At 71.8% G+C, this 12,834-nt stretch carries 10 protein-coding genes; 2 read left to right on the top strand and 8 right to left on the bottom strand.

Annotated features, from left to right (window positions below; genetic code table 11):
* Nucleotides 1–46: 46 nt before the first annotated feature.
* The 4 genes from AWX74_RS05455 to AWX74_RS05440 all read right to left on the bottom strand — a co-directional run bounded on the left by AWX74_RS05455 (nt 47) and on the right by AWX74_RS05440 (nt 6,093).
* Nucleotides 47–1,054: an ABC transporter permease gene (locus AWX74_RS05455; protein ID WP_091272251.1), complete on the bottom strand. Its 1,008-nt coding sequence runs from the start codon at nt 1,052–1,054 to the stop codon at nt 47–49.
* Nucleotides 1,051–2,004 carry an ABC transporter permease gene (locus tag AWX74_RS05450; RefSeq protein WP_091272249.1) on the bottom strand — a complete coding sequence of 318 codons (954 nt, stop codon included), beginning with the start codon at nt 2,002–2,004 and terminating at the stop codon, nt 1,051–1,053. The genes AWX74_RS05455 and AWX74_RS05450 overlap by 4 nt, the downstream gene beginning before the upstream one ends.
* A 1,153-nt stretch (nt 2,005–3,157) precedes the next feature.
* A complete protein-coding gene (locus AWX74_RS05445; RefSeq protein WP_242666085.1) occupies nt 3,158–4,729 on the bottom strand; it encodes an alpha/beta hydrolase domain-containing protein in 1,572 nt (523 codons plus the stop codon).
* A 140-nt stretch (nt 4,730–4,869) separates the two neighbouring features.
* A complete protein-coding gene (locus AWX74_RS05440; protein ID WP_091272246.1) occupies nt 4,870–6,093 on the bottom strand; it encodes an RtcB family protein in 1,224 nt (407 codons plus the stop codon).
* A gap of 406 nt (nt 6,094–6,499) precedes the next feature.
* On the opposite strand from AWX74_RS05440, the gene fabG reads away from it, so the two are divergent.
* Nucleotides 6,500–7,261 carry a 3-oxoacyl-ACP reductase FabG gene (fabG, locus tag AWX74_RS05435; protein ID WP_091272244.1) on the top strand — a complete coding sequence of 254 codons (762 nt, stop codon included), beginning with the start codon at nt 6,500–6,502 and terminating at the stop codon, nt 7,259–7,261.
* Between the two features lie 91 nt (nt 7,262–7,352).
* On the opposite strand, the gene AWX74_RS05430 is transcribed toward fabG, so the two are convergent.
* From AWX74_RS05430 to AWX74_RS05420, 3 genes are all read right to left on the bottom strand, one after another.
* Nucleotides 7,353–8,201: an SAM-dependent methyltransferase gene (locus AWX74_RS05430; protein WP_193209667.1), complete on the bottom strand. Its 849-nt coding sequence runs from the start codon at nt 8,199–8,201 to the stop codon at nt 7,353–7,355.
* Between the two features lie 201 nt (nt 8,202–8,402).
* On the bottom strand, nt 8,403–9,272 hold the full coding sequence (locus tag AWX74_RS05425) for a fumarylacetoacetate hydrolase family protein (protein WP_091272242.1): 870 nt from the start codon (nt 9,270–9,272) through the stop codon (nt 8,403–8,405).
* A gap of 173 nt (nt 9,273–9,445) precedes the next feature.
* Nucleotides 9,446–10,603: an acyl-CoA dehydrogenase family protein gene (locus AWX74_RS05420; RefSeq protein ID WP_054567360.1), complete on the bottom strand. Its 1,158-nt coding sequence runs from the start codon at nt 10,601–10,603 to the stop codon at nt 9,446–9,448.
* A 235-nt stretch (nt 10,604–10,838) separates the two neighbouring features.
* Between AWX74_RS05420 and AWX74_RS05415 the strand changes: the two genes are divergently transcribed.
* Nucleotides 10,839–11,699 carry an LLM class F420-dependent oxidoreductase gene (locus AWX74_RS05415; RefSeq protein ID WP_091272241.1) on the top strand — a complete coding sequence of 287 codons (861 nt, stop codon included), beginning with the start codon at nt 10,839–10,841 and terminating at the stop codon, nt 11,697–11,699.
* Nucleotides 11,700–11,763: 64 nt separating this feature from the next.
* Here AWX74_RS05415 and AWX74_RS05410 read toward each other — a convergent pair whose 3' ends face one another.
* On the bottom strand, nt 11,764–12,627 hold the full coding sequence (locus AWX74_RS05410) for an alpha/beta fold hydrolase (protein ID WP_091272238.1): 864 nt from the start codon (nt 12,625–12,627) through the stop codon (nt 11,764–11,766).
* Between the last annotated feature and the right edge of the window lie 207 nt (nt 12,628–12,834).

The following is a 12,834-nucleotide window of genomic DNA, read 5'->3' as shown; positions in this document are numbered from 1 at the left end:
GGTCGCGCCCGGTGCTGGTCGCGCCCGGTGCTGGTCGCGCCCGGTGCTAGTCGCGCAGAGTGCGGTCGAATCGGTGGCGTAGATGGTCGCCCGCCTGGTTGAGGGCGAACACGGTGAGGAAAATGGCGGCGGCCGGCACGAAGACCATGTGCGGGGCGTTCTCGATGGCGTCCTTGCCGTCGGCGATCATGCCGCCCCAGCTCGGCTGCGGTGGTGGGATGCCCACGCCCAGGAAGCTCAGCGAGCCTTCGGCGACGATCAGGGCCGCCATCACGACGGGCAGGAACGCCCCCAGCGGGGGGAGCAGGTTGGGCAGGATCTCCTTGACCAGGATCCGGCCGTGGCCGGCGCCCATGTTCCGGGCGGCCGTGACGAACTCGCGCGACGACCAGGCGATGGTGTTGGCCAGCGCGAGGCGCACGAAGGTCGGAATGATCAGCAGTGTCAGGCCGACCAGCAGGGTCCGCACGCTGGGGGTGAGGATCGAGGACAGGGCCAGCAGCAGGATCAGCGGCGGGAAGGCCAGCATGGCGTCGGTGATCAGGCCGATGACGGCCTTGGTACGCCCGCCGAGGTAGCCGGCGAGCATCCCGAAGAAGGTGCCGATGGCCGCGCCGATGAGGCCGGCGGCGGTGCCGACGAGCAGGGACACCCGGGCGCCGTAGATGCAGCGGGAGAGGATGGATCGGCCCTGCTGGTCGGTGCCCAGAAGCATGTCGAACGACTCGAAGCTCGGTGGCTGGCGCGGCCGGCCGATCGGCACCGAGTAGGACGTCAGCGGCAGCAGGTCCGCGATGGCGGCCAGCAGGATCATCGCGATCAGCCAGCCGAAGGACAGCGCGACCAGGATCGAGCGTCGCTCGTGCACCGCGGGCACGTCGGGAAGCGCGCCGGGCGCAGCCGTGGCCGGCGGTGGGGTGTTGTCGGGCGGGGTGTTGTTGGGCGGGGTGTTGTTGGGCGAGGTGCCGTCAGGTGTGGTGCCGTCGGCTGTGGTGCCGGCCGGGGCGGTCCTGGATCCGGTGGTGGTGTTCGCCACGACATCGGGGCTGGTCACGCGGTGGCCGCCTTCCTGACGCGCGGGTCCAGCCAGCCGTAGCTGAGATCCACGAGCATGTTGATGGCCACGTAGACCACGGCGATGAACACGACGACGCCCTGGACGGTGATGATGTCGCGGGCGGTGATCGAGTAGATGACGAGCTGCCCGAGCCCGGGCAGGGAGAAGAAGGACTCGACGATCACCGTGCCGCCGATGAGGCGCCCGAGGTTGATGCCGACCAGCGTCACCAGGGAGAACGACGAGGGGCGCAGGGCGTGGCGGGCCATCACGTAGCCGGGGCTCATGCCCTTGGCCCGGGCCGCGCCGATGAAGTCCTCGCGCAGCGTTCCGACCAGGTCGGTGCGCAGCAGCCGGTGGAACGAGGCGATCTCGGTGAGCGCGATGGCGATGACGGGCAGGATGACGCCGCGCAGGTTCTCGCCGGGGTCCTCGCTGATGCGGGTCCAGCCCGTCACGGGGAACCAGCCGGCCTGCAGTGCGAACACGTAGACCAGCACCGGCCCGGCGATGAACGCGGGGACGGAGAGGAAGACCGAGGACAGGGCGGTGATCGCCCGGTCGAGCAGGGAGCCCGGCCAGGCCGCGGAGGCCACCGCCAGGGGCACGGCGACCAGCAGCGCGACGAGCAGGCCCAGCGCGGCGAGCTCCAGCGTGACCGGAAGACGTTCGATGATCGCGTCCAGCACCGGCTGATGTGTGATCGGCGAGGTGCCGAGATCACCGGTGACGGCGTCGCCGATCCAGTGCACGTACTGTGACCACAGGGGCCGGTCGAGCCCGAGCTCGGCGTTCAGGGCGTCGATCGCTTCGGGCGTCGCGTTCTCGCCCAGGATGACTGAGGCCGCCGACCCCGGAGCCAGGCTGAGAAGTGCCACGGCCCCCATGGTCACGAGTAAGACCACGAGCAGGGCGCGGCCAATACGGCGCGCAGCGGTGAGCAGCATGCAGCTCGCTTCCTTGATCGTCTGAAGGTCGCGCGGACAACGACCGAACTGACCCGAGTTCCTCACTGAGGGCGAATACGGCGATATGGCGTGGGCACCGTTATAGCCGTAGACGGCGCCGTTGCCAACATTCCTCGGGGAGGTTGACGGTCGCCGGCAGAGCTGTCTGTCGGTCCTTGGATCGGGCGCTCGCCCAAAGTTTCGGAGCTGCCACGAGATAGATGATCATGGAGGTCGCGGGCCCGTTTGGCGACATTTCGGACATCGTATTTCCATCCGAAGGAGTGTGATATCGAAATTTCGGAAATGGCGTTCTAAAGATTTTCTGGGCATTGTTAATGGCGCTGCGATGGATTCTGGAGGCGGGTTCGACCCCCGGGCCGGGCCCGGCCTCGGAGCGGGCCGCGGTGGACTCGCGGTAGCACCCGGAATGTGGGCGGATGTGGTCGAGGCCACTGTTTTGTCGGCGGGTGGCCGACCCCGACGTCCCGGGTGAGCGCAGGTCCGGCCTTCCTGGCAGTGACGGCGGTCACCAAATAGTGGACGGATCCACGTGCGTCGGACGGGAAAACCGGTGACGGATCATCCGGATAGCCGTCGATGTTGAGCCTGTCGGGGTCGACAGACAGGTGATGCCACGGCACCGGCTTCGGTTCCGCCGAGGCCCGCATCCGCCGGTTGGTGCTGGCGCGGTGGCCGTGTGCGGAGGTCGGCTGGGGGTTCGCCGCCGGGGTCGTGGCAGTGATCCGTGTCGGGCGCCAGACCGAGGCCCGAGGCGGCCGCGGCCGGCCGGTCCGCACCGGTGCGGACCGGCCGGGAAGCCCGAGAAGTCATTGAGTTGACGGGGTGCCGGCACTCGGCGCGCGGCCGTGTGGTCGCCCGTGTGGTCGATGTCGCGGGTGGCTGGCCGCGGGGGCGTCCCCCGGCGTCCCAGGCCGCGTGCGCCGCGCCGGGCCGTGTGCGTTGTGGCGCGGACGGGGAAGGACGCGGTGGCGGGCGGCGTCGACGTGGCGTTCGGCGTCGACCGGGGCGCGGTCGCCGGCTGGCGACCAGGCCGTGGATTCTCTCCCCGTCGCGACCCTGACCGAACGGTTTCCGCTGGCTGCAAATAATGCGGTTGAGAACGTGATTGGTGATTTCGGAGGATCCTCGATCAGGAGGGGATCACGGTCGTGTCGGTGGCTTTACGTAGTGATTCGAGATCTGCGGTCAGTATGAATCCGGAGTTGACCGCAGATTTGGCCGACTCGTCGTAGCGGTGACGGTAGTCGGCTGCCGACGAATAAAGTTCGCCCAACCGGGAGGAGGTGAAAGGACGGGATGAACCGGCCAGCGCGCAGATCGTCGACGTGTTCGGGCCGCCGGCACCGGAGAGGGCCGAGACGGGCACGTCGACCGGTGGTGTGCGAATTCCGCCGACGGCGATGCCGTCGGCGTCCCGGGTGATGTGAGGCTCGCTGCCGGCGGCGACCTCGATGCGGGGTGCCACCGGTGGCTGCGCGCCGGTCGTGAGCCAGACCGTCAGCGCCCGCAGTGCCGCCTTGGCCACGAAGTGCAACGGACCGTTGTTGATCGGCACGCCGCAGTCGAGGACGGCCGCCGCGGGGCCGAGCAGACGCGTGTCGGCGTGAGCGGTGCCCGCCACCTCCCACAGCCGCAGGTGTGGGTTGTCCGGCTGCCGGGCGCGGGCGGAGTTCAGCACCCCGGTGAGGTCGCTTTCGGTCTGGACGTCCAGCACCGGCGCGTCCAGATCGGTCCGGAAGATCGTCGGCGTGTCGTTGAGCACGCTGACCAGGTCGGCGTTCTCGCCGGGCCCGACCAGCCCGAGCCCGGTCGCGCCCCGGCTGTGGACGAGGAAGCCGTCGAACGCGCGGGTCAGGGGCTGCACACCGTTGTGATAGGTCACCAGGGCGTACGCGGACTGCGACTCGCCGGCCGCGATGAGGCGCTGCGGCCGCAGCCCGTCCAGGCCCGCGCCGCTCCGCACCGCGCGGGCGACCTGGGTCAGGATGTCGTAGGAGAAGCCGTCACCAGGATGGTTCAGCGTGCTGTAGCGGGCCGGGTCGATCGTGGTGAGGCCCTTCCCGGCGAGCCCGGCCGCCCCGGTGACCGGAACGAGCACCGGCCCGCCCTGGACCCCGATCCGCTGGGCGGACACCCCGACCCACACATCGCCGCGCCGGGTGATCTCCTCGTGCAACGTGGTCCACTCCGCGTCGCTGTCCAGACCGACGCTCACGTTCAGCCATTCGACGATGACCGTGCCGCTGAACCGCTCGGCCGCCGTGGGACGGCGGACCAGGACCCTGGTCCGGTAGGGCGCGCTGGTGTCGGGGGCGAACGTCCAGCGGCCGTCGGCCCCCAGCGCGCCCACCGCCCGGTAGGACGACGCGGTGCCGGTGGCGGCCACCTCCCGCTGGGTGTACCCGGCGCTGCCCAGATCCGCCGGTGTGCCCGCGGCGGTGAAGGGACCGTTGCCACCGGACAGTTCCGTGGCGAGGTCGGCCGCCGGGCCGGCCGGGCGTGCCGACCTGCCGGACCCGGCGGACGGGCCGGCGCCGGCTGTGCCCGCGTCGGCCGGGGCGGCGCTTCCCGAAGTGCCCTCGCCGTCACCTGAGCAGGCGGAGAGCAACGCCAGGATGAGTGCCAGCACCAGACCGAGGGCGGGCGTGGCCGTCAGCGCCCGGTTTCCACCATGACGTCCAGATCTCCTCCGATGCGGCACTGGTCACGGCCTCCTCCGGTCGGCGCCCGTTCGTGGCGCAGACGCGGAGACTATGAGCCGGTGCCGCGACGGACATCATGAGGAGCCTGGTTCCCGGGGATCATCCCGCCGTCGGGTTCGGGCACCCCGCCGCCGTGCCGCTAACCCTTCACGCACATCACGGCGTGCAGCTCCGCGGCGACATCGACGAGATCACGCTGGTAGGCGATGACGGCGTCGATGTCCTTGTACGCGGCGGGGATCTCGTCGAGCACGCCGGGGTCCTTGCGGCATTCGACGCCGGCGGTCTGGGTGACGAGGTCCTCGGTGGTGAACTCCTTGCGGGCGCGGGTACGGCTCATCCGCCGGCCCGCGCCGTGCGAGGCGGAGTGGAAGGACTCGGGATTGCCCAGGCCGCGCACGATGTAGGAGCGGGTGCCCATGGAGCCCGGCACGATGCCGTACTCACCGGCCCGCGCCGAGATGGCCCCCTTGCGGGTGACCAGGACGTCGGCGCCGTAGTGGTGCTCCTCGGAGACGTAGTTGTGGTGGCAGTTGACGGCGGCGAAGGCGGCGTCGCCCGCGTGCGGGCCGTCGGTCGGCGGTGTCGGCACCCGCAGCTGCGGAAGGTGGGTGCGCAGCGCGTCGACATAGAGCGCCAGCATGGTCTCCCGGTTGTGGCGGGCGTAGGTCTGGGCCCAGGTGAGATCGTGCCGGTAGGCGGCCATCTCGGGGCTGCCGGCGAGGAAGACCGCCAGGTCCCGGTCTGGCAGCCCGGTGTTGTGCGGCAGCTTCTTGGCCGCCGCGATGTGCAGCTCCGCCAGCGTCTTGCCCACGTTGCGCGACCCCGAGTGCAGCATCAGCCATACCGCGTCCGTCGAGTCCAGGCACAGCTCGACGAAGTGGTTGCCCGAGCCGAGGCTCCCCAGCTGGGACATCACCCGGTCGATGGCCCCGCTGCGCCCGGACACCTTCGGGTGCAGATCACCGAACGCCGTCCACAGCTCGCCGTAACCGCGGACCCGCCGGGAGATCTCGGCGTGCCCGCGGTGCCCGACGGGAATGGCCCGCTCGACCGCGGCCCGCACCGGGCCGAGGTCGTCCGGCAGGTCGGCAGCGGTCAGGTTGGTCCGCAGCGCGGCCATCCCGCAGCCGATGTCGACGCCGACGGCGGCGGGGGAGACGGCGTCGCGCAGCGCGATGACCGAACCCACCGTGGCGCCCTTGCCCAGGTGGACGTCCGGCATGACGGCGACGTGGTGGTGGACGTAGGGCAGGTCGGCGATCGTGCGGAGCTGGTCGAGGGCGGCGCTCTCCACCTCGTGCGGATGGGTCCACATCCAGATCGGGGCCGCTGCTCCCGCCAGCTCGTCAACCGGGGGCACGGGGATCACTCCTTTGTCTCTTGTGTGGGTCTCTCGCGTGTCTCTCGCGGGCCGATGGTCTCTCGGTGGGACCGCCTCGCGTCGCGCTCCACGATCGCTGGTGCCGCGGCTGTTGGCGAATGATTTTGCGTGCGCTCCTCGTGCTTCTGCGTCCCGGCCGGCCAGCCGGTCAGTCAGCTGGCCGGCCGACCGGCTAGCAAGTGTCCGCCCACCGGGCAGCCGGCGCGAACCGGGCCGGCCATGCCGTGCCGCCCGCCGTGGCACCCACCGGCGCTGGCCGGTGGGCTCGGGACGCGATGCGTCTGCCGGTGCCGCCTGACAGACTTCGGTACCAACGACCTGATCTGCCCCCGAGGGCCGCCTGCGGGCACTCGGGCCATCACCCGCATAGTGGGAGGACTTCAGCATGTCCGCTGTCAAGGAACGCGTCGCGATCGTCACGGGTGCCGCGCGGGGGCTCGGTGCCGCGACGGCCCGGCGGCTCGCGGCCGACGGCCTGGCCGTCGCCGTGCTCGACCTGGAGGAGGCCGCCGCCAAGGAGACCGTGGAGGCGATCGTCGCGGCCGGCGGGAAGGCCATCGCCGTCGGGGCGAACGTGAGCGACGCCGAGCAGGTCGCCGCCGCGGTGGAGCGGGTCGTGGCCGAGCTGGGCGCCCCCACGGTCCTGGTGAACAACGCCGGCATCACCCGCGACAACCTGCTGTTCAAGATGACGGAGAGCGACTGGGACGCCGTCATGGGCGTGCACCTGCGCGGCACCTTCCTGATGACCCGCGCGGTCCAGAAGTACATGGTCGACGCCGGCTGGGGGCGGGTCGTCAACCTGTCGAGCACGTCCGCGGTCGGCAACCGCGGGCAGGCCAACTACTCGACCGCGAAGGCCGGCCTGCAGGGCTTCACCAAGACCGTGGCGATCGAGCTCGGCAAGTTCGGCATCACCGTCAACGCGGTGGCGCCGGGCCTGATCGCGACGGAGATGACCCGGGCGACCGCGGAGCGGCTGGGGCGCACGTGGGACGAGTACGCGGCCGCACGGGCCAAGGACATCCCGGTGGGTCGGGTCGGCGAGCCCGACGACATCGCCAACACCGTGTCGTTCTTCGTCGGTGAGGGTGCCGGGTTCGTCACCGGCCAGGTGATCTACGTCGCCGGTGGGCCGAAGACCTGAGCGGCGATCCAGGTCAGGCCGGGCCACGGGCCGGGTCGGGCCCGGGCCGGTGCCGCCTCGCCGTGGGCGACGGCGGCACCGGCCCGCCGGGTCACGGCTTGCGGGCGAGGCCGCCGGCGACCAGCCGCTCGGTGAGGGTGAGCGGGTCGGGCAGCGGCTCCTCGGGGCGCCACAGCGGCGTGTAGGTGACGCCCGGCTCCAGCAGCTCGAACCCGTCGAAGAACGCCGTGATCTCGGCGATCGTCCGGAAGCGGCCCCGCCCGAGGTCGGCGAGCATGACCTTCTCCAGCTCCGCGGTCTCCTCCCCATGGGTCACGAAATGGCTGAGGAACAGGTAGCTGCCCGGCGCCAGGTGCTCGCGGTAGGTGGCGAGGATGCCGGCGGGATCCTCGGCGTCCTCGATGTGGTGCACGACGGCGAACAGCAGCAGCGCGACGGGCTGGTCGAAGTCGATGATCCCGGTCAGCTCGGGGTGGTTGAGCACCTGCTCCGGGCTACGGAAGTCCGCGGTGAGCACGGAGGTGTTCTCGTTCTCGGCGAGCAGCGCCCGGCCGTGCGCGAGCACGATCGGATCGTTGTCGACGTAGACCACCCGGGCGTCCGGCGCCGCGGCCTGCGCCGTCTCGTGGGTGTTCTGCGCCGTCGGCAGACCGGAGCCGAGATCGATGAACTGACGGATGCCCTGGCTGGCCATGAACCGCACACCCCGCCCCAGCAGCGCCCGGTTGTACAGGGCGGACTGCCGGCCCCGCGGCGCCAGCCGCATCAGCTCGTCGGCCACCGCGCGGTCGACGGGGAAGTTGTCCTTGCCCCCGAGGATGGCGTCGTAGACCCGGGCGATGCTCGGGACGGAGGTGTCGATTCCCTCCGGGCTCCACCCGGCGGGTGGCTCGTGGATGGCGCGCGCCAGCGGATTCCGGGCTGGCTTGTCCTGGCTCACGGGACTCCTGTCATCGGTACGCGGCTGATACGTCCTGTCGCCGGTCGCGCCCGTGCCGCGCTCCGCGGCAGTCGTTCTGCGTGACGACACCGGCTCATCGCGGCACATCATAGGACTTTCGGGTAGGTCCTCAGGCGGGTGCGTCCCCGTGCGGAGGTACCTTGTCGGATCAGCGTCCGATCGCCGACCGGGACTGATGCGCTATGACTGTGCTGCTGTGACGGGGTTGCGGATGGTGCCGAGGGTCTCGATCGAGACCTCGACGACGTCACCCGGGACGAGATAGCGGGGCGGGGTGCGCGTGTAGCCGACTCCGGCGGGCGTCCCGGTGATGAGGACGTCCCCGGGATCCAGCGGGATGGTGCGGCTGACGAAGGACAGGATCGCGCCGACCGTGAAGATCATGTCGTTGGTGTTGCCGTCCTGCATGACCTCGCCGTTGACCCGGGTGACCAGGCGCAGGCCGGCGGCCGGGTCGCCGGCCTCGTCGGTGGTGACCACCGGTCCCATCGGCCCGCTGCGGTCCGAGTTCTTGCCCAGGGTCCACTGCGCGGAGGCGCCCTGGGCCCGGCGGGCACTGAGATCGTTGAACACCGCGTAGCCGAGGACGCCCCGCTGGGCGGTGGCCTCGTCGACGTCGACGAGCCGGGTCCCGACGACCGCGGCGAGCTCGCCCTCCCAGTCCAGCCCGCGCTCGCCGGGCGGCACCGGGACGGGTGTGCCGTCCACGGTGAGCGACGCGGTCCAGCGCGCGAAGATCGGGGGCTTGCGGGGCAGCTCGAGGCCGGTCTCCGCGGCGTGGGCGTGGTAGTTCAGGCCCATGCCCAGCACGCGGGCCCCGGCCGGCACGGGCGGGGCGAGGCCGGGGCTGGCGGCGACGTCCGCGAGATCGTCCAGATCGGCGCCGCCGTGGCCACTCGCCGTGATCTCGCGGGCCGCCGACAGCCAGTGGGGGAGATCGGCGTAGAAGTCGTCGACGTCGGCGATCCGCGCCAGCTTCGACACCCCGGCGCGTTCCAGCACCAGGCCGACCACGGTCCGCCGACCATCCCGCACGCCCACGAAACGCATCGCCCAAGCCCTCCCGCCGCGCCGGCCTTCCGGCTGCACCGCCCGACGCTATCCGCCGCGGGGCAGGTGGCTATGTGTTGCCCGGCCATGACCCGGGCCATGACGGCGACCGCGTCTGGTCCGATGGTCGGGGCGGTTCCGCGGAACCGCCCCGCGCTCGGCTGCCGCTGGTGCTAGCGCACGCCCGCGTCGCGCAGCAGCTGGCGGGCGATCACGATCTGCTGGATCTGGCTGGTGCCCTCGTAGATCCGGAACAGGCGGGCGTCGCGGTAGAAACGCTCGACCGGCACACCGCGCATGTACCCGGCCCCGCCGTGGATCTGCACGGCGCGGTCCGCGACCCGCCCGACCGCCTCGGAGGCGAAGTACTTCGCGCAGGACGGCCCGATCCGGGTGTCGCTTCCGTCGTCGAAGCCGGCCGCGACCTCGGTGACCAGCGCCCGCGCCGCGTACAGGTCGGTCGCGGAGTCGGCGAGCAGGCCCTGCACGAGCTGGTGCTCACCGATCACGCTGCCGCCCTGGACCCGGCTGGCGGCGTACGCGACGGACTCGTCCAGCAGCCGTTGGGTCAGGCCCACGCACAGCGCCGCGATGTGGATGCGGCCGTGGGCGAGGCAGCGCATCGCGGTCGCGTAACCGCGCCCGACCCCGTCCTCCCCGCCGATCACCGTGCTGGCCGGCACGCGGACGTCGTCCAGCGTGACGTCGGCCGTCCAGGCGCCGGCCTGGCCCATCTTGTGGTCCTTCGGGCCGACGCTCAGGCCGGGGGTGCCCCGCTCCACCATGAAGGCGGTGATGCCGCGGCCGCCCTTGGCGTCTGGGTCGGTCCGGGCGAAGACCATGAAGACGTCGGCGACCGGTGCGTTGGTGATGAAGCGCTTGGCGCCGTTGATGACCCAGTCGTCTCCCTCGCGGCGGGCGGACGTCGCCAGGCCCGCCGGGTCCGAGCCGGCGTTCTCCTCGGTCAGCGCGAACGACGCCGTCCACTCGCCCGAGGCGACCAGCGGCAGATAGGCCTTCTTCTGCTCCTCGGTGGCGCCTTCGAGCAGCACATGACCGGCGATGCCGTTGTTCGTCCCGAACATCGACCGGAAGGCGGGGGTGGTGTAGCCCAGCTCGAAGACCAGCCTGGCCTCGGCGCTCATGTTCAGGCCCAGGCCGCCGTACGTCTCGGGGATGGCGAAGCCGAACAGGCCCATCTCGGCGGCCTCGCGGCGCAGGTCGGGGGGTATCGCGTCCGACTGCTCGATGTCGGCCTCGGCCGGCACGACCCGTTCGCGCACGAAGCGGCGGGTGGCGGCGATGATCTGGCGCACATCGTCGTCGAGCACGCGATCTCCCTTCAGACGCTGGTTCGCGACCGAGCCCGCGACGGGGCCCGCGACGCGCGGCGGGAGGTGACGGGCCTGCTGAGACGCCCGTTCCCGAATTGCATACTTTATCTAAAGTACCGCCTAGTGCGCCAGCCGGGCGGAGCCGGCCACGGTCGCGGCGTCGCCCGACGTCTGATAGTCAACGTAGCGACAGCGGCCGCCGGGCGACCGGCAAGTGGACGGGATGGCTGGGATGGACCTGTCAGGCATTGGCGTGTGGAGCCAGCAGCTGCGCTACGGCGATCCGGCGGAGGTGACGGACGCCGCGGCGGAGCTGGAGGATCTCGGCTACCGCGCGCTGTGGATCCCCGACGTCGGCGGCCCGGTCCTCGACGCGGTCGGCGCCCTGCTCACCGCGACCAGCCGGGTGACGATCGCCACCGGCATCCTCAACCTGTGGATGCACGACCCCGTGGACGTCGCCGCCGGCTTCGCCGCGCTGACCGCCGCGCACGGTGACCGGTTCCTGATGGGGATCGGCGTCAGCCACGCGCCCCTGATCGACGCGGCGGAGGCCGGCCGGTACCGGCGCCCGCTGGCGGCGATGAGCGCCTTCCTCGACGGCCTCGACAAGGCCGACACCCCCGTCCCGGCGCAGGACCGCGTGCTGGCGGCGCTCGGCCCGAAGATGCTGGAGCTCGCCGGCAGCCGCGCCCGTGGAGCCCACCCCTACCTGGTCACGCCCGAGCACACCCGCCAGGTCCGCGAGCGCCTCGGCGCGGGGCCGCTCGTGCTGCCGGAGCAGACGGTCATCCTCACCACCGACGCCGACGAGGCCCACACCGTCGGCCGCGGCTGGCTCGCGGGCTACCTGGGGCTGCCGAACTACGCGAACAACGTGCGCCGCCTCGGCTTCACCGACGAGGACATCACCTCCGTGAGCGACCGTCTCTTCGACGCCCTCATCGCCTGGGGTGACGAGGAGGCCGTCGGGCGGCGCGTCGCCGAGCACCACGCGGCCGGCGCGGACCACGTGTGCATCCAGGTGCTTACGGCCGACCAGCAGGCCTTCCCGCGCGAGCAGTGGCGCCGCCTGGCCGCGGCGCTGCTGTAGGACGACGGTCGCCGCAGGATGTCGATCGTTCCAGGGTGACGATCGCCGCCGCCGGCGCGCGGATTCAGGTGAGCGTGTCGGCGGCCCAGGAGGTGAGCACCGGAGCCAGCAGCGGCCAGCGCACGAACAGGCTGCCGGCCCGTGCCATGTCGGCCTGACGCTCGAGGTACTCGCGGTCGCCCCACGGCGGTTCCGCCAGCCGGGCCTGCGGCAGCGCCGCGGCGAGTGCCTCCGAGACGGCCCGCGGGTGGAACGGGTCGCTCGCCCCGCTGCGCAGCACGAGCGCCGGAACCCGCACCGACCGCGCGACATCGTCGGGCAGGCCCGGGATCACCTCACCCGGCCGCGCGCTGAAGGCGGCCATCCATCGCTGGAGCGTGGCGACGAACTCGGCGCGGTCCTGGGCGAGCAGCCGCTGCCGGTTGCGCGCGTTGGCGGCGAACGACGGGCCCCACTCCGGCAGGGCGGCCACCGCCTCCATCCCGGTCGTCCACGCGGCCGTGACGGACGCCGTGTAGTAGGCGTTCGCGAGGATCGTCAGGCCGGGCACACCGCCGCTGACCCACCACACGGCGAGCCCGGCCGCCACCTGGGGATGGTAGGCGGCGGTGAGCAGCGAGACATGGGACCCGACCGTGGCACCGGCGAGCACCGCCGGGCCGAGGTCGAGCTCGGTGAGCAGCGCCGCCAGGGTGTCGGCCTGCATCCGCGGCTCGCTTCCGCCGGCGAAGCAGAGGTCGGATTCGCCGCTGTTCGGCCGGTCCCACAGCAGCACCCGGTTACCGGGCGTGGCGAGCGCCGCGGCCAGCTCGGGCACCCCCGGAGTCCGTCGGGTGAACCGGCCGCCCAGGGTGAGGACCCAGGTCCGGTCGCCGTCGCCGACGAGGTCGTAGCCGATGCCGAGACCGTTGACGATCGCCTTTGCCACCAGGCGGACAGTAGCGGCAACGGCCTGCGGGCGAAACAGTTCGCGCGCTGTCGGGAGCCGCCGGCCGCACCGGTTCCGCGGTTTCCCGGTTTCCCGGCCGCGCCGCCGTCGCTGCCGGGCAGGCCACGGGATTTCTTTCGCCGGCCGGGCCTGCCAGGCATAATCCTGCCCACTCGTCGCCCGACCGGCCCGTGGCCAGGTGCGGGA

Origin of the sequence: Parafrankia irregularis (assembly GCF_001536285.1) — a bacterium.
GTDB classification, from domain to species: domain Bacteria; phylum Actinomycetota; class Actinomycetes; order Frankiales; family Frankiaceae; genus Parafrankia; species Parafrankia irregularis.
This window is presented reverse-complemented; position numbering and strand designations above follow the sequence as displayed.

Bases quoted from the DNA above. Each gene is read 5' to 3' on its own strand.
- AWX74_RS05425 (WP_091272242.1), bottom strand. From the start codon at position 9,272: ATGCGTTTCGTGGGCGTGCGGGATGGTCGGCGGACCGTGGTCGGCCTG.
- AWX74_RS05450 (WP_091272249.1), bottom strand. From the start codon at position 2,004: ATGCTGCTCACCGCTGCGCGCCGTATTGGCCGCGCCCTGCTCGTGGTC.
- AWX74_RS05415 (WP_091272241.1), top strand. From the start codon at position 10,839: ATGGACCTGTCAGGCATTGGCGTGTGGAGCCAGCAGCTGCGCTACGGC.
- fabG (WP_091272244.1), top strand. From the start codon at position 6,500: ATGTCCGCTGTCAAGGAACGCGTCGCGATCGTCACGGGTGCCGCGCGG.